Annotated in this window: 9 protein-coding genes and 1 pseudogene; 4 read left to right on the top strand and 6 right to left on the bottom strand. The window is 56.6% G+C overall.

Annotation, left to right across the window (positions count from 1 at the left end; all coding sequences use genetic code 11):
- Positions 1-99: 99 nt before the first annotated feature.
- From VFO10_RS26465 to VFO10_RS26455, 3 genes and pseudogenes are all read left to right on the top strand, one after another.
- Positions 100-3,177, top strand: a complete 3,078-nt coding sequence (locus tag VFO10_RS26465) for an efflux RND transporter permease subunit (RefSeq protein ID WP_325145020.1) — start codon at positions 100-102, stop codon at positions 3,175-3,177.
- A gap of 247 nt (positions 3,178-3,424) precedes the next feature.
- On the top strand, positions 3,425-5,542 hold the full coding sequence (locus VFO10_RS26460; RefSeq protein ID WP_325145019.1) for a VTT domain-containing protein: 2,118 nt from the start codon (positions 3,425-3,427) through the stop codon (positions 5,540-5,542).
- A pseudogene (locus VFO10_RS26455) lies at positions 5,503-6,177 on the top strand (endonuclease/exonuclease/phosphatase family protein); the annotation flags it as partial. The gene VFO10_RS26460 and the pseudogene VFO10_RS26455, both read left to right, overlap by 40 nt.
- 4 nt (positions 6,178-6,181) lie before the next feature.
- On the opposite strand, the gene VFO10_RS26450 reads toward VFO10_RS26455, so the two are convergent.
- From VFO10_RS26450 to VFO10_RS26425, 6 genes are all read right to left on the bottom strand, one after another.
- Entirely contained in the window at positions 6,182-10,003 is a 3,822-nt protein-coding gene (locus VFO10_RS26450; RefSeq protein WP_325145018.1) for an ABC transporter transmembrane domain-containing protein, read from the bottom strand.
- 151 nt (positions 10,004-10,154) lie between these two features.
- Entirely contained in the window at positions 10,155-11,147 is a 993-nt protein-coding gene (locus VFO10_RS26445) for an NAD-dependent epimerase/dehydratase family protein (RefSeq protein WP_325145017.1), read from the bottom strand.
- Positions 11,081-12,793, bottom strand: coding sequence for a fatty acid CoA ligase family protein (locus VFO10_RS26440; RefSeq protein WP_325145016.1), 1,713 nt, complete (start codon positions 12,791-12,793; stop codon positions 11,081-11,083). Before VFO10_RS26440 ends, VFO10_RS26445 begins: the two co-directional genes overlap by 67 nt.
- A 30-nt stretch (positions 12,794-12,823) precedes the next feature.
- Entirely contained in the window at positions 12,824-13,720 is an 897-nt protein-coding gene (locus tag VFO10_RS26435) for an alpha/beta fold hydrolase (RefSeq protein ID WP_325145015.1), read from the bottom strand.
- Entirely contained in the window at positions 13,714-14,754 is a 1,041-nt protein-coding gene (locus VFO10_RS26430) for a 3-oxoacyl-ACP synthase III (protein WP_325145014.1), read from the bottom strand. The genes VFO10_RS26435 and VFO10_RS26430 overlap by 7 nt, the downstream gene beginning before the upstream one ends.
- Before the next feature lie 298 nt (positions 14,755-15,052).
- Complete coding sequence (locus VFO10_RS26425) at positions 15,053-15,637, bottom strand: hypothetical protein (protein WP_325145013.1); 585 nt, start codon at positions 15,635-15,637, stop codon at positions 15,053-15,055.
- A gap of 435 nt (positions 15,638-16,072) precedes the next feature.
- On the opposite strand from VFO10_RS26425, the gene VFO10_RS26420 reads away from it, so the two are divergent.
- Complete coding sequence (locus tag VFO10_RS26420) at positions 16,073-17,065, top strand: vWA domain-containing protein (RefSeq protein WP_325145012.1); 993 nt, start codon at positions 16,073-16,075, stop codon at positions 17,063-17,065.
- Positions 17,066-17,285: the final 220 nt, after the last annotated feature.

Genomic DNA, 17,285 nt, shown 5'->3' with positions numbered 1-17,285 from the left:
ATTCCCGTAGCCTGTCTACCCTTTGCATCAAATGTCGTCTTGCACAATCGACTAAAGGCTTTTAAGCTCTTGAGTTGGACGTGACGTCGAGGGAAGCCCATGATTGAAATGTCAATTCGAAGACCCGTCTTTGCATGGGTCCTGATGTTTGCTCTGATTGTTTTTGGTGCCATATGCCTGAATCGCATGGGCATCAGTCAAATGCCGGACGTGGACTTTCCCGTTCTGAATATTTCAGTCAACTATGAGGGCGCGGCTCCTGAGGTCGTCGAAGCCGATCTTATCGTACCGCTCGAAGAACGCCTGCTCACGATCGAAGGCATCAAGGAGATGCGTTCCAGCGCCAGCCAGGGATCCGGCCGGATCACGCTGGAGTTTGATATCAATCGCAACATAGATATCGCGCTGCAGGAGGTGCAGTCGGCGATCAGTCAGTTCCGAATGCCGACCGGGACGGACCCTGCGATCGTGCGGAAGTCGAATCCGGAAGAAGACCCCATCCTGATCGTCTCGATATACGGGGACAAGGAATTCCGCGAGCTTTTGAACTGGACGAATAATTACCTGCTCGATCAGCTGCGCTTTTTGCCTGGTGTCGGCGCGATCGATATCGGCGGTTTCAGCGAACGCAACCTGCGGGTCTGGTTCGATCCGAAAAAATTGAATCAATACCAGCTGACCGTCAGCGATGTCGTGGACGCTCTGCGCACGCAGCATCTCGAAAGCGCGGCCGGGCAATTCACCGAAGGGGATCGTGAGCTGCGGGTGCGGTGGCTCGGCGAGGCGACGGCCGTGGAAGAGGTGGGGAACATCCTGATTCTGCGCCGTGGCGGGCAGATCATTCATGGCTCGGAAATTCGCATCAGGGATGTGGCGAAGGTGGAGGACGGGCTCTCGGATATTCGCCGGGTGGCCCGTTATGAAGGCAAGCCGACGATCAGCCTGCGCATCAGCAAGCAGCGCGGCACCAATGAAGTGGAGGTGTCCGAAGCCCTGCAGGAAAGACTGAAGGAACTGTCGCAGGACTTTCCCCAGGGCATCGGATATCGAGTGAACGTGGACTTCACGCGCTCCACCAAGTCGACCGTCGAACTCACCATGGAAAAAATCTGGATGGCCGGGGTGATCACCATCCTGGTCTGCTTTTTCTTCCTGGGAAGTTTTCAGGCGGCGCTGAATATCCTCTTCTCGATCCCGACGTCCATCGTCGGGACTTTTATCGTGCTCTATTTCTCGGGTTTCACGCTGAACCTTTTCACGCTCCTCGCGCTCACGCTCTCCATTTCGATCGTCGTCGATGATGCCATCATGCTCTTGGAAAATATCGTCCGGCATTATCGAATGGGCAAGGGCTCGTTCCGCGCGGCAGCGGAAGGCGCGAAGGAAGTTCTGCCGGCCGCGTCGGCCGCGACTCTGGCCATGGTTGCGATCTTTATTCCTGTCGTCTTCATGGAAGGGGTGATCGGAAAGTTCTTCTTTCAGTTCGGCGTGACCATCTCCGCCGCGGTTTTGATTTCGCTTCTGGAAGCTGTGACGATCACACCCATGCGTGCCGCCGCGCTTTTGCGCAACGAGCCGAAGGTGGGCCGCTTCGAGGCTTTCATGGACCGGGTTTTCGAACGCATCGGTCACGCGTATCGGGTGGTCCTGAAGCATACCCTTCACTGGCGCTACCTTGTTATCCTCGTGTCGCTGGTCGGCTTTGTGCTGTCACTCGGCCTTGTGAAAAAGATCCGTCAGGAATTCATTCCGCCCCAGGATCAGGATATCCTGATCATCAACGGCCAGGCGCCTCCCGGATCGTCTTTGGAATTCACCGATCAGCTGGCCCGGAAGGTGGAGGCCATCCTGAAAACCGTCCCCGAGATCGAAGCCTTTGCGACTTCGGTCGGAGCGGGTGGCGGGGGATCCGCGCAGCTCAACCAGGTGTTCTTTCCTTTGCGCCTTGTGCCGAAAGAAAAACGCGAGAAGACTCACGTCGAAATCATGGCCGATCTGCGCGCGAAATTCCGCGAGCTGAAAGGCATACGCATGAACATGCGGGATATTTCGTCACGCAATCTGAGCTCGGGTCGACAGAATCCCATCGGCCTCAGTCTAAGGGGGCCGGATCTGGCTGTGCTGGGCGCCAAGGCCCAGGAGCTGATTAAGAAGCTGGAAGATGAAAAGCTGGGTGTGGACCTCGACACGGATTATCGCGCGGGCATTCCAGAGCTGCGGATCGAGCCGAATCGCAAGGCGATGGCGGAACGCGGCGTGTCGGTGGATGCCGTGGGGCAGATACTGACCGCAGCGGTTGGCGGTCTTCGTTCGGGCCGCTATACGGCCGAGGGCAAGCGTTACGATGTGCGCTTCAAACTACCGGACGAGATGGTGCGTTCCGCCGAGGACATCAAGCGGCTTTATGTGCGAAACATTGCCGGGAACCTGATTCCCTTGCGCGAACTTGTCACCATCGAAGAGGGCAAGGCCTCGCAGTCCATCAGTCGGGTGAACCGCATGCGGGCGGTTTCCGTCTATGGGAACCTGGCCCCGGGACAGTCGCAGGCGAAGGTGCTGCAGCGATCGGAAGAGCTGGCTCAGGAAATCCTGCCGCCCGATTATATCTTTGCGCTTGAAGGGGCGTCGGCCGGTTTCAACGAGGCCTTCGCGAGTCTTTACTCGGCGCTTCTGATCGGTATTCTGGTGGCCTATCTGATTCTTGCGGTGCAGTTCGATTCCTTCGTGCATCCGATCTCGATTCTGATGGCGCTGCCTTTCAGCGTCACCGGCGCGCTTTTAGCCCTTTGGCTCACGAATCAGTCGCTGAATCTCTTTTCCTTCATTGGTCTGATCGTTCTGATGGGTATTGCGAAAAAGAACAGTATCATGCTGGTTGAGTTTGCCAATCATGTACGGCGTGAAAAGAAACTTTCGGTGGAGGACGCCCTGCTTGAAGCGTCGCCCGTAAGGCTTCGGCCGATTATCATGACCTCGGTGGCCACCGTGGCCGCGGCCACGCCCCTGGTCCTGGGCGGGGGCATGGGTTCGGAGGCGCGACTGCCCATGGGCCTTGCCATTATCGGGGGTACCATAGTCTCGACGCTGCTGACTCTTTTTGTGGTGCCGGCCTTCTATATGCTGCTCTCGAAGCTCGAAAATAAAAAGCGTCACAGCATGGAGACAGTTACGTCATAAGAAATTAGCGCTTGCCCGTCTGGGTTGGGCCCGTTACTCTCACAAGTCTTAAGTCATGATCCTGATAAAGGTTTTGGAGGTTCTGATGAGGGTATGGGCTCGTCTCCTGGTGCTGACATTTCTGATGGTTGATGCTGCGCCAGCCTTGGCTTTCTCCATTTTCATACACCCGTAAGAAATTCTACATGAATCATTCCGTCTTTCGCGCTGGCCTCAGATTTGCAAGGATCTCGGCGGGAGGTCGTCGATGGAAGAACTTTGGACGAAGGCCAACGCTTTTAGTTGGGCCGCGGGACAGAATGCATGGATCTATTGGGATGCGGCCAACTACTTCAAAGCTTTTATCGAAGCATGCTCCAAGGCCTCCCATGAAATCTACATCACAGGCTGGGATATCCATAGCGAAACGAACCTGGCTCCCGACTGGGAAGGCACCTGGGTTCCGCGCCGCTGGAGTCTGAATCAATTTCTCCTCGACCTTTTGGAGAGCAAGCCCGATCTGCACATCTATCTTCTGTGCTGGGATTACGCCCCCATTTATCTTTTGGAACGGGAAAAACTCCAGGCCCTGCGCTTCGGCTGGTTCAGCCATCCACGCATGCATTTTAAAATGGACGCCGCGCATCCCGTTGGTGCCTCGCAGCATCAAAAATTTGTGGTGGTCGATCAGAGCGTGGCCTTCCTGGGTGGATTGGATCTGACCATCCGCCGCTGGGATACCTGCGAGCACCTTGCGCGGCATCCGCTGCGTATTGATCCACAGGGCGAGGCCTACGGTCCTTATCATGATATGCAGATTGGTTTTAACGGTTCTCTCGCCGAGCGCATGGCGGAACTTTTCAGCGAGCGCTGGAAACGAGCCACAGGGGAGACGTTGAAAGCCCAAGCGCCCAGACAGGTCTTTGAGCCGAAAATGCTGCCGGGCGTTTATGCGTTTCATGATGTATCCATAGCCTTGTCGCGGACCATGCCGCCCTTCCGTGATTATCCCCCCTGTTTCGAAGTCGCGCAGCTCTATACCGATTGTCTCGAAGCCGCGCGTTCCCATATCGTTCTGGAAAATCAGTATCTGACCTCGCGGCATATCGTGGAAATCCTATCGCGGGTTCTGCAGAAAGAGGAAGGGCCTGAAGTGGTCATTATCCTGCCGGAACTCGCGGGCGGCTGGCTGGAACAGAAAACGATGGGGCTGATGCAGGCGCAGGCGCTTTATGCCTTGCAGCAGGCCGATGCGCATGGGCGCCTTCAGGTCTTCTTTCCTGAGCATAAGGATCTCGATAAGGGAAAACGCTATATCACCGTGCATAGCAAGGTCATGGTGGTCGACTCACATTGGATCTCCGTAGGGTCTGCGAATCTGAACAACCGCTCCATGGGCTTTGATTCAGAGGTCAATGCGACGATTCATGTGGAGAAACCCTGCCATGGGTTCACCGCGCACCTTCTCTCGCATCATACGGAAAGCAAGGCCACGGAAATTGAAAGGCATCTGGAGCGTGGAGGGTCTTTGCGCGAGGCCATTCGCATTTTGAATGCGGATTCGTCCAAACGCTTTTTGCAGGAATTCACCATCAAACCCACAGGCCCCATGCTGCTTGATTCCGAACTGGTCGATGCGGAGAAACCCAGTGTCCTGGAAGAGGGCATGGACCGCTGGGGCCAGATGATGCAGATCCTGGCCCGGAAGCTGGGGCTTTCGTCACCAACTGTGCTTTTGATCGGCGGCTCGGTCCTTCTCGCTATTTTTCTTTTTGGCCTTTACCTGATCTCGCGGAAATGGCCCTTTGATTTCTATCGCATGGTCGCTTTCTTCCGCGGAACGGGCGAGGATTCCTGGCTGCGTCATGCCCTGATCCCGGCAACCTTCGCTATCGGCGGGCTGCTCTTCATTCCCATCAATATCATGATACTCGCCACGGCTGCTCTGCTTCCCCTGGGTCAGGCGCTGCCGCATATCCTGTTCGGCATCATCATGAATGTGACGACCTCGTATTTTGTGGGCCATGCCGCGGGACGCTATGTTTTCCGGCGTTTTTTTGGGGGACGCGTGCGGAACGTTTTAAAGCGGGTGGGGAATGGCCACTTTCTGACTTTGGTGGCGCTCCGCATCGTGCCGGTGGCGCCGAACTCGCTCATTAACCTGACCGCTGGTGTGGGGCACGTACCGTTTTTGCGCTTTTTAGGCGCGACCCTGGTGGGTATGGCGCCCGGGCTTTTGCTGCTGGTCGTCTTTCAAAAGAGCCTTTTCAGCGTTCTCGAAAATCCTCAGGTGCTTTCTGTGCTTTTGCTGTTGGCCGTTGTCGCGTTCGCCCTCCTCCTGGCCCAATGGTCCTTACGACGATTCTCGCATTATGGACGATCATGAAGCGAACGGAGCCCATCAAGATCCTGAGCTACAACCTGCACCTCGGTCGCAGTGCCTTTCGCAAGAAAGCGATCGAGGAGAGCCTTGTGCAGACCATCTTGCGCGAGCAGTGCGATATAGTCATGCTGCAGGAACTTTGGATACCGGAAGATGCCGTGATCCTTTCCTTCCTGGATCATCTGCAGGAAGAGCTGCAGCATCGCATCTGTGGACCGACCGTGAAGTTCGCCACGGGCATCCAGGGCAACGGACTTTTAAGCTGCTATCCCATCGTTCACTGGCGCAATCACACGCTGCCGGAATCCACGAAACAGCAGCCGCGGGCTATTCTACACGCGGATGTGCGGCGGGAGGATGATAGCCTTCTGGCTTTGATCTGCACGCATTTTGGATTGACCCATAGGGAGCGGCTGGAGCATGCGCGGGAACTGGCGGCCTATATTCAGGAGTCCATTCCGCAGGAAAGACCCCTGATCGTCGCTGGCGATTTCAATGACTGGCCGGGGACCTTGAGCCACTATTTTGAAAAGGAGCTGGGGCTTCAGGAAATATTCCAGGCCACGCACGGCCGCCATCAGCGAACGTTTCCTGCCATATTTCCCCTCTTCTGCCTCGATCGGATCTATGCCCGAGGCTTTATTATCCAGGACGCACGGGTGGTGCATGAAGCCGGGTGGTTTGGAAGCTCGGATCATCTGCCACTGGCGGCCACGCTGGTGCTGCAAGAGGAGCGGCATAGGCTGATTCGCGGATCTGAATCGTTTTCACAGCGCCCTGGTCCATTTCCACAACCTGATCGCAAAGACCCAGGGTTTCGAGGCGGTGCGCAATGATCAGGACCGTGCGGTCCCGGCATTCCTCGGCAATTGTCTTTTGAATCAGAGCATCGGTCGCAACATCCACGCTGGCGGTCGCTTCATCCATAACAATAATGCGGGTATCCAAAAGCAGAGCGCGCGCCAGACAAAGAAGCTGCCGCTGTCCCTGGCTGAAGTTGGAGCCGTTTTCCTTGACCTCGGCCCTGAGTCCCCCGTCCAGAGTCGCGACCCAGGCGCCGAGATGCGCACGGCGCAGCGCTTCCAGAATGCGTTCATCATCATACTGCTGAAAGCGATCGAGATTGCTCCTGAGCGTTCCCTGAAATAGGATGGGATCCTGCGGAATGATCGCCAGCGAAGAGCGCAAGCGATTCAGAGGAATCATCCGCGCATCGACGCCATCCATCAGCACCCGCCCTTCGCTCGTTTCAATGAAGCGGAAAAGGATCTGAAAGAGCGTGCTCTTGCCCGCACCCGTGCGGCCGATGATGCCTACTTTTTGTCCCGCGGGGATCACAAGATTGCAGTGACGCAGAACCAAAGGCAGGCCCGGAGCATAACGCGCCGACACGTTTTCCAGGCGAATCTCTCCGCGCAAAGGCCAGACAGTATCGGGAGTCAAAGCTGGCGTCAGAGTCACCTCGGCTTCGGCCTCCAGATTTTGGAAGTGCTGCAGACGTTCGACTCCGATCAGGTTGGATTCCACCATCGTGAACGAGCGAATCGCATTGTTGAGATGCTCCCAAAGGCGCAGGGCGTAAACCAGTGCAAGGCCAGTCACGCCAGGAGATATCTGCCCTGAGCGAGCCAGAATTAAAATCATGGTGACAAGGCCAAAGGAAATCAAACCGCCCAGCAAGGGAATGCGGGCCGAGAACCAGCGGTTGAAAAGGATCACGCCATAGAACATCGACTGAAAGTGCGTAAGGATCCCGCGATAGCGATCTGTGAAATTTTCCATTTCATTATGCGCGCGGATCACGGTGGTGTTCTGCAGCGTCTCCTTGAAAAAAGCAAAGCGCGGGGACCGGGCCATGGACATCAGGCGCTGCGCATCCCGGCTGGCAAAGCGATATTTCTTTTGAAAGGTGTAGTAACCATAAAGCGCCGGAACGATGACCACGAGCAGCCAGGGAATCGTCACGGATAAAAGCACCAGGGCCGCCAGCGCATGGAAAATCGGTCCGAGCGTGCGTTCCAGGTTGGTGGCCACTTCGCGTTCCACCGAATCCACATCGCGGGAAAAACGATTCAGAATGCGGCCGATCGGAGTGCGATCGAAAAAGCGGAGCGGCGCCTTCAGAACAGCAGCGAAGGCGGCATCATGCAGCTGGGCACCGGCCTGCAGTGCACGGCGCAACCAGAGAAGCTGATGCGCAACCGCGGCAAGAACCGCTAAAAATCCCAAAGCTCCCCAAAGAAGGACGGCATGATTGGAAACATAAAGCGAATCAGGCCAAAGACGCCAAAACCAGGAGCTGTCGCTCGCGGGTCCGGACGGATGATTGGCCCAAAACGCCAGCCAACCGTTTTGAAGCAGAGGAAGGCTCACGGTCAAAAGACTCGCGGCCGCAAGCTGCGCTGCAACAAAATATCGCCCCGCTCCCCGTGGACCGAGCAGAGCGCGTCCGTAATCTTTATAGACCTTGAGCTGAACTGCACCGGAGGCCCGATCCTCGTCATCCGTCAGGCGCACAAAAGCTGCGGCGTCGTCCTTGGTCTCCGATTCTTCCTTCGGTTTTTTCTGCTCGGCTTCCTGCGCTTCGGCCAGGGATTCACGCTCCACGCGATTATAGAAGTTTTGAAAAGCGTCGCAACGTTTGAGCAGCTCAGGCAGCGGTGCCGCATCCACGATCTGACCGTCCTGAATGAAGACCACCTTATCAAAGAGATGCAGATGATGCAGCCGATGGGTGACCACCACGCGCGTGGCCTTGTTCCAAAGACCGAAAAGAAGACGCTCGACGAGCTTATCTTCGGTATCGAAATCCACAGCGGAAAGAGGATCGTCGAGCAGGACCAGACTCGGCCTCAAAAGCGCTGCACGGGCGAGGTTCACCCGCTGCTTCTGTCCCCCGGAAAGGTTGATGCCCTGCTCGCCAATTTCCGCGTGCAGACCTCCGGCCAGACGCTCCAGATCCACATCCAGGCAGCTGGCCTGGATCACCTGCTGGAGCCACTCGCGATCTTCAAGGGCGTGACCGAGCAGAATGTTATCCTGCACGCTGCCATTCACAATGAAAGCTTCCTGAGGCACATAGGCCAGACGTGGACGCATGCCCTTGGGCAACGAGGTCCACTGCGAAACACCGGAGAGACGCGGCACCTCACCCAGGAGCCCTAGCAGGAGGGAACTCTTTCCTGCGCCCACAGGGCCCACGAGAGCCACGGATTCTCCGGGCTTCACGTCAAGCGTCAGATTCTTTAAGACAGGATCGGCGGCGTCCTCGAAACGATAGGAAACATCCTGCCATTGGATACCGACAGGACCGGAAAACTGCGGACCCTTCTCCGGATCATCGAGCACAGGTGTTTGCAGCAAAGCCACGAGGCGATCGCCGCTGACCCGCGCTGCGGCCATTCCGGAGATGAGATCGGTTAAGCTGCCGACCATGTTGTCGAGCACGCCGAAGAGAGTCAGGCAGGCAAAGATCGTAGCGGCATCGAGAGTGCGGCCCAGGGCACTGGCGGTAAGAAAAGAAACCAGACCCACCAGAAGACTTCCCGCGAAGTAAACGAAGAGGGAGGTGGCGGAGTTATGAAAAAGACGTCGACGGGCCAGGATTTCCTGGGCGCGAATGGCCTGAACTTCGTTTTGCATGGGTTTTTCCCAGGCAAAGTACTTCACGATCCGCATACCCGCCAGCATCTGAGCCACGAGCGAAACGCGGCGATCACGGTGGCTCAGCATTTCGGCGTCGAGCCTTACAAAGCGTTTGATAACGAGGTGGGTCAAGGGCACGACGAGTATCAGAGTCGCAAGACCGGCGACGCCCGCCCAACCGAGCAGGCGAATCAGCATCGCCGAGGCCCCGAGGATGATCACGCTGCGGACCACGAGTTCCACCATTTCAAAAAGAGCGAAACCAATGGTGTCACTGTCCGAGCCCATGAGGTTCACGATATCCCCTGTAGGCCTGGATTGGCGTGAGGAACGGGTCATGCGCAAAGCATGATGGTAGAGGCGCATGTTGAGTCCACTGACCACGCGCTGCAGCATCTTCAAGCAGATGTGAAAGGAATGATGCTGGAGGATACCCGTCATCGACCCGCTTAAGCACAGCAGAAGCCCTGCGATCAAACCCATGCGCAAAGAGGCTTCGCCGGTGGCCGCAAGGGTCACGTACTGAACGAGCTGATAGACGAGGACGGGGGTCGCGAGTGTGCAGATCGCATAGGCCATGCCGAGGCTCAGCGATTTCATCAACTCGCGCCGCACGATCCAGACCATGGTGCGGATGAGCTGAAGACCCGTGGCCGCTTGAAAGGAAAGAAATTCCTGGGGCACCTGCCGGGGATCGCTCATGGCAGGAAGCGGCGGCATATCTTCGGCCTCGAGACTGCGCGTTTCGGCAAGGCGGATGATGGGAGTGGCCTGCAGAAAGAGCAGCGCGCGGAACCAGGCGGTAAATTTAGTAAGCATAGCGTCTTCCAAGGAGAGGTCAAAAAACCTCTGATTCCAAGATTTATGCCAGGGGGCAGGGTGAGCCAAGACACTGATTTAGCAGAGAATGTGAAAGAGTCCAAGGACTGGATCGGGACGCGTGTCCCGATTCAGACCGCTGTGCCCGGCTTTAGCCCTGGAGTGCCAGCCTCAGGCGTTGAAAGCCTTCCTTCATGCTGACGCGCGGTTGATAGCCCAGCTCGTCCCGCGCGGCTCGCGTATTATACCAGTGTGAGGTGCTCATCTGCCGCGCAGCAAAGCGGGTCAGAGGCGGTTCACCCTTAAGACGAAGCAGACGGAAGAATATTTCAAAAGCGCCCCCTAGAAAATAGGCGGCGCCTGCTGAAATGCGGCGCGTGACTGCGGGGAGACCCGCGGAATTCAAGATGGAATTGATGATATCCTCAAGCGGCATCGGTTCTTCATTGGTGATGAAATAGACCTTGCCGTCGATGGGGGAGCCCTTCTGCAGGCGATCATAGGCGCAAAGGTGAGCCTCGACCGCGTTCTCTATATAAACGGCATCCACCTTCTTGCCGGCTTCTCCGATCAAGCGCAAACGGCCTTTGCGGGCGCGATCCAAAAGGCGCGGGATGATGTGATTGTCACCCGGGCCCCAGATAAGATGGGGGCGCAGGGACACCGTCGCCAGATCGGGACCTGTGGCCGCAAGCACGAGCTTTTCCGCAATCGCCTTGGTGGCGGGATAGGCTGCCACGTAATGCGAGGGCAGGGGACTGGATTCGTCAATGCCCTCCTGATCCGTTCCACCAAAGCTGATGGACGGTGAGCTGGTATAGATCAGCCGCTTGATCCCGAGAGCGCGGCACGCGAGCAGAACATTCTGCGTGCCGATCACGTTGGCTTTATAATAATCCGCGTAATCACCCCAGACACCGGCTTTCGCACCGACGTGAAAGATGGTGGTGCAGTCGCGAGCCGCTTCCTTGACGATCGCAGGATCTGCAAGATCGCCCTGAAAGCAGCGCACGCCCATGGCTTCAAGTTCGGGATAACGGCCGCGATTCAGGGTGTGGATCGTATGGCCGCGTGCGATCAGTTGCTGGATGAGGGCTTTTCCAAGAAAGCCGCCCCCGCCGGTGACAAGGATTTTTTCCGCCATTGCGCTTCCGCCCATGATTTCAATTTCTCTCTGAATATTTTTGCGTTATGCCGGATGTCGACTGGAAAGCTTTCATGCGTGAGGAAGAGTTTGATATTCCGCGTGTGCTCGTGCGCAGCGCCCAGGCGTTTCAGGTCGATGAAAAGCTGGGTTTCCTCGTCACGGGTCAGACTCTTTTTGGGTTCGACGCAGAGCAAAGGCTTTTCCATCCCCGGCTGGCCCAGACCCACCAGAGCCGTGCGCGCGACAAGGGGATGCTTATTGAAGACACCCTCGCAGTTGATGGTGAAAAGATCGCCGTCCTGAGTCTGCACGCGATGCGACTTGCGGCCACAGAACCAAAGCCGGCCCTCGGCATCGAAGTAGCCCAGGTCGCCCATGCGATGCCAGATGCGGCCGGTCGCAGGATCCCGGATTTTAGCGAGCTGGGTGGCGCTTTCACGCTGATAATAGGTGCCAGTGACCTGGTCCCCGGACACCACGACTTCACCGATTTTACCCTGCGGCAGTTCCCATTCAGGATCCCAGCTGGCAATCGGCTGATCACTGATGCGAATGATCCGAACATCGGTGCGCGGCACCACGGTGCCGACGCAGATGCCGTGGCCCTTGTCCGTCAGGGCACTGGTTTCCCTGAGGATCATATGACTTTCCGCAATGGCCAGAGGCAGCGATTCGGTGGCGCCATAAGGCGTGTAAAGAAAACATTCCTCGTTCACGAGACGGCGGAACTGAGCGATCACCGCGGCCTGCACCGGAGCGCCGGCCGAGATCACGCGCCTTAAGGTCGGAAATTGCCAGGCGCGTTCCACGCCATAGTTTGCGACAGTCTTGATCAGCGCCGGGGAACCGAACATATTGCTGATGCCGAAGTTATGAATGGCTTCGGCGATTTTCTCGGGATCCACATCCTTCGGCCTTGTGAAATCCATTTCCGGAATCACAGCGCTCATGCCCAAGGCAGGAGCGAAAAGGGCGAAGAGCGGAAAGGTGCAGAGGTCCTTTTCGCCCGGCTGAATGCCGAGGGTGTCTTTCAAAAGCTGGACCTGGGCCAGGAAATTTCCATGCGTATAGACCGCGCCTTTGGGAGCGCCGGTGCTGCCGGATGTGAAAAGAATCGCAGCCAGCTCATGTTCACGCGCAGGTTCCAGGGGAACGCTTTGATTCCGGTCACCGGCTTCCTGCAGATCGGTGAGGCTCAGTCCCCCGAAAATCGCCCGCCGACTGATGGTGACCTTTCTTTTCCAGCCGCCGCCTTTCCAGCGAAAGAGAATGCGCGCCGCGTGCGCTGCGGGAATTCCGACAAAGGCCTCGGCCTGCGATTCAGCGAGGCAACGGCGCATATTGCGGAGGCCAATGCCCGGATCGATCAGAACCGGAACGGCCTTGGCTTTGAAAAGGGCGAAGGTGGTGATGAAAAATTCGAGCGATGGCTTCACCAGGAACGCCGTGCGCATGCCACGGCCAATGCCATAGGCCATCAGTCCGCGGGCCATGCGACTGCTGGCGTCATCGAGCTGCTGATAGGTGAGCCGCGTATAGGCCACGCGGCCCATCGCATCCCGCCCTTCAGGAAAGATCACGGCGTCCTGATAGGGATGGGCCTCGGCCATCAGGCTGAGGGTGTGGGCAATGTTATAGTCCATGTCGTTCCCTCGTGCGAGCGGCCGATGATTTCAAAGAGGATGGCGTTTCAAAAAATCGCGCATCAGGCTCAGGGCTTCATCCCCAAGGTCTTCCAGGATGTAGTGCCCGGCATCCGGGAAGCTGTGGTATTCAGCGTGCGGCAAACGCTTCTGCCATTCCGCAAGGAAATGACGATCGAAGACGAAGTCGCGTTCACCCCAGATGATCTGGAAGGGGATATTCCGGAACTGATCCAAATGCTGGCTCGTGTAATCCACCAGCTGCCAGGAGGGATGCTTCGCATTCAAAGGAATATCCTGGACGAAGCGATGCACGGCTATGCGCTGCTGCCAGGTGTTGTAGGGAAGACGATAAAGTTTGCGAAGACTGCGCGGCAGTCGATGGCGCTGACAGCAGATCCAGCTCGCGGTAAACGCAAACGCATTCAGGCCGCGAATCAAAAGCGCCCCGAGCACGGGCGTGCGGCTGAGCGTCAGAGCCAGGGGGAAACCCTTGGTGTCGGGCAGCGGAAAGCCGGAGCTGTTCATCAGAATGATGCGCTTGATCAGCTGCGGATTGCGGGTGGCAAAGGCGAGGCCGATCATTCCGCCCCAATCATGCAGCACCAGCGTGATATCTTTCAGATTGAGCTGGGCCACCAGGGCCTCGATATCGCGTACCCTCTGCTCCAGACGGTAGCTATACTGTCGATCATCGGGCTTATCGGAAAAGCCGCAGCCGATGTGATCGGGAACGACGATGCGATACTGCCCGCGGAATTGTTTCACGAGGTTTCGGTAGTAGAACGACCAGGTGGGGTTGCCGTGCAAAGCGAGCAGCACTTCGCCGCTGCCTTCATCGAGATAATGCATGCGCTGCCGGCTCACCTGGGTGAAGCGGCTCTGAAAGGGATAATACTGCCTTAGGATTTCCGTGCTTGCTACCATTCGAGCCCCAACATGAGACAATTGAGGCCGCTGCCGATGCCGAGCCAGCCGACCTGATCCTTGGGTAAGAGAAACCCGCCTTCATCGGCCATCGCCGCCGTCAAAGGCAGCGAGACCGTACCCATATTCCCGAGCATCGGGAAGGTTGCATAGTCTTTGTTTTCCGCAATGCCGAGGGCATTCAAAACGGATTTGCGATGACTCTGGCCGACCTGGTGCGAGATGATTTTATCCACCCGCTCATTGCGCCAGCCGAGTTCCAAAAGAAGCGCCTGCCAGGTCTTGAATCCCAGCGCCACGCCGTGCTTCATCACGTTGATGGCATCGGTGATCATGAACTGCTCAAACACCGTCTGCCGCAGACGCTTCACACCCCAACGGCAAAGGTCGTGATGCTGATGATCGTTGCGCATGACGCCACCCAGGAGGCGATGGGAACGACCGAGCGAAGGTTCGCTGCTCAGGACGACAGCCGCCGCGCCCGAACCACCCGTAAAAGTCGCGATGCTGTCCTTGAAATGCGGCATATCCGGATTCTGCAGGAGATGCTGCAGAGAATCCTCGTTCACTTCGCGCGCCGATTCACAGGAGACGACGACACCGATTTTCGCCTGGCCCAGTTCGATGCGATTGGCGATATCGATCATGCCGTTCATCACGCCGAGGCAGGCATTGCTGATATCGTAGACCGCGGCATCGGGTTTCAAACCGAGTTCGCTCGCAATGCGGCAGGCCGTTGCCGGTTCATAGAAATCACGACAGACGCCGGCATAGATCAGGACATCGACGTCGCTGCCGCGCAGGCCAAGGCCGGAAAGAGCCTTCTGAGCCGCGAGGATCGCGCCATCGGAAACTTTGAATTGCCTGGGCCACCACCGCCGTTCGCGGATGCCAGTGATCGCTTCCAACTGACCCAAAGGCAGTTTGAGCGCCTGGTACACGGGACGCAGGGCTTCTTCGAGGGAACGAGTGGAAACGACTTCCTGGGGAAGTTCATAGCCAATCGCATTTACGAAAACCTTCTGATATCGCATCGACAACCTGGAACCTGGAGCAAAGCTCGGTTTATGAAGCGCTGGAGAGTCCCATGGACTTTGAAAACAGCTCACGGATGGTAGCAAGGCAGCCGGACCCATGGCTAGCGTAAAAAGCCAGGCGAAGCGACGGTAATGAAGGCCATTACGGCGTTACGAGGCGCGAAGAAGAGTTAAAAAATCGCAATTAGTAGGTAAAAATGGCTTGATTGAGCAGAATGGGGGCCCGATGTCATGATCCGCTCGAATAATCAACGCATCATGACATCGTAGGGCCGCTGAAGGGGATGGGACTGGCTTACAAAGTCGTCAGGCATTCACTCACGCGGGCGCGACGCTCGGCATCGGTTGTGGCCGGGGCCGGTGGTGCGCGGTCCACGTAGTGAGTATAGCAACCGGTGGTGACACCGAAGCCTTCCTGCAATTTCTCACAGCTGACGCCCGAAACGGGTTTGATCCACTGAACGGCCACGCGATTGCCGTCGGCGGATTGTCCGCAGCTGATAAGTTTGGCTCCTGCGGCGGAATCCTTTTTCAAGGTTTCCGTCAGAAGATTCAGGGCACTTAATTTGCCCTGCAGAGTCTCCCAATCACAGCTGAACGCGGCCTTGGGCATGGATACGCAGGTTTTCGTCTCAAAATGCCAGGTGCGGCCGGAATCAATGCATTCCTTGACCGCGCCCGAGAAAGCGAAGATCACACGATCACCGTCGATGCAATCACCGATGCCTTTTTCATCCACTTGGGAAGGGACTTCAGGGGCTGGTTGTTCCACAGCGATGGCACTGGCATCCGCATCGGTCGCTGCCGCCTGCGATCCCGAAAAGTTCTTTTTTTCCGCGCAGGATACTAGCAAAAGCGCAAGCCAGATGACGTGTTTCATGTCTCACCTCCCGAGTGTGTCCCCAATTTCTTGCAAATGTCTGACCACTCGAAACCTGGAAGAGTTTCGCGATCTAAGGCGATGCGGTCCCGGCTGAAGTGTCGACATGAATCAGATATTTTGCATCAGGTTTGCTAAGTAATTGAAATCATGAGGAAGATCGAGGCTGTCTAAGCTTGACGATGGTATTGACCCTATGAAACCAGCGCTTTTTATTCCAAGTTAAGGAATTTATTTATTTTTTAGGAGATTCGTACGTGCGAAAAAGAACTGGAAAGCTGACGGTTTACGGGCGTTGACGAAAGATCTGCAAGAGCGGGGCCATGATTTTGCACATAATTATAAATGTTTTTTGAAAAGGCCAAAATCCGCCAATCGCGGTACGGGCCTTGCTTTATCACCCCTGAATGAACATCAAGCGGGAGTCACAAGCTTATGGTCACACTTAATCAACTCTCTATCGTCCTTCTTACAGCGCTGGCAGCTGCCTCCTGTAAAAGCGATTCTTCCTTTAAGGCAGGTATCGCAACGGAAACACCTGTGGTTCAGCCCACGCCTGAGCCTGCGCCGGTGGTCGATGAGGCCAATTCCAAGGCCCAGACTCCAGCCGTATTCGAGGATCTTGGCAGTCTTACCGACAAGCATAAGGTATCTTTGAAGGTGGATGTGGTCTTCGCGGTGGATACGAGCGCGAGTATGGACGACGAGATCCTCGCCGTTCAGAACAACCTTCAGAAACTGGTCTCGACCCTGAATGATGGAAAGCTGGATTCCCGCATCCATCTTCTTTTGGATCAGATCCTGATGCTGCCGGCCGGGAGTGATCCGAACAAGATCGCCTTCGTGCAGCAGCGCGTGGATTCCGGTGATGCGATCAGTCGCCTCAACCTTCTCTTCGGCGGCATGTACGCGGCCAGCTATCGCAATATAGATGGCACCGTCCAGGCAACGCCCATGCCCTTCCGCAAGGATGCTGCTCTGGAAGTCGTGGTCATCAGTGACGACAATGGTTCGGGCACGGGCAATCTCGCCGCTGATTTCGATCCGAGCAAGACGCTGAAAGCGACCTTCAACGCTATCATTGGTCTGCCGACTTCGGTGGCGAGCGATACCTGCAACCTTTCCAATATCGGCATGGAGTACATCACGCTCGCGGCCGCATCGAAAGGTTCCCAGCTCGACATCTGCGCTGCAGACTGGTCGGCTTTGATCACCCGGCTCTCGACTGACATGGTCAAGCGCAGCGTGACCTTTGCCCTGAGCAAAAAACCTGCGGATCCGTCGAAGATCATCGTCACGCTCGACAAGCAGAAGATGGCCGCGAACGAGTGGACCTATGACGCCAAGACCAATAGTGTCACGCTCACGAAGACGACGGCGGTCAAGGATGGTTCTGATATCACGCTCAATTACAATCCCGGAGCGTGAGAGAAGGATTTAGAGAAACCAGGGACAGGCATGCTGCCATCAGCCATGGCTGTCCCCTCACCAAGATATTCGAGTCGGAGAGGACCCCAAGGAAGGGTCTGGATCCGGAGTTCCATAAAAGGAACGAGCGAGGATCCGGAATATTGCAAAAAAATCCCCTTCGTCCTGCCCATCCTGCCTGGGCAGGATTTTCCCATTTAAAACGACACTCGTAGGCCGA

The sequence above is a fragment of the Oligoflexus sp. genome (genome assembly GCF_035712445.1).
Lineage (GTDB): Bacteria > Bdellovibrionota_B > Oligoflexia > Oligoflexales > Oligoflexaceae > Oligoflexus.
The sequence above is the reverse complement of the archived record's forward strand: the minus strand, read 5'-3'. Positions and strand labels throughout refer to the sequence as shown.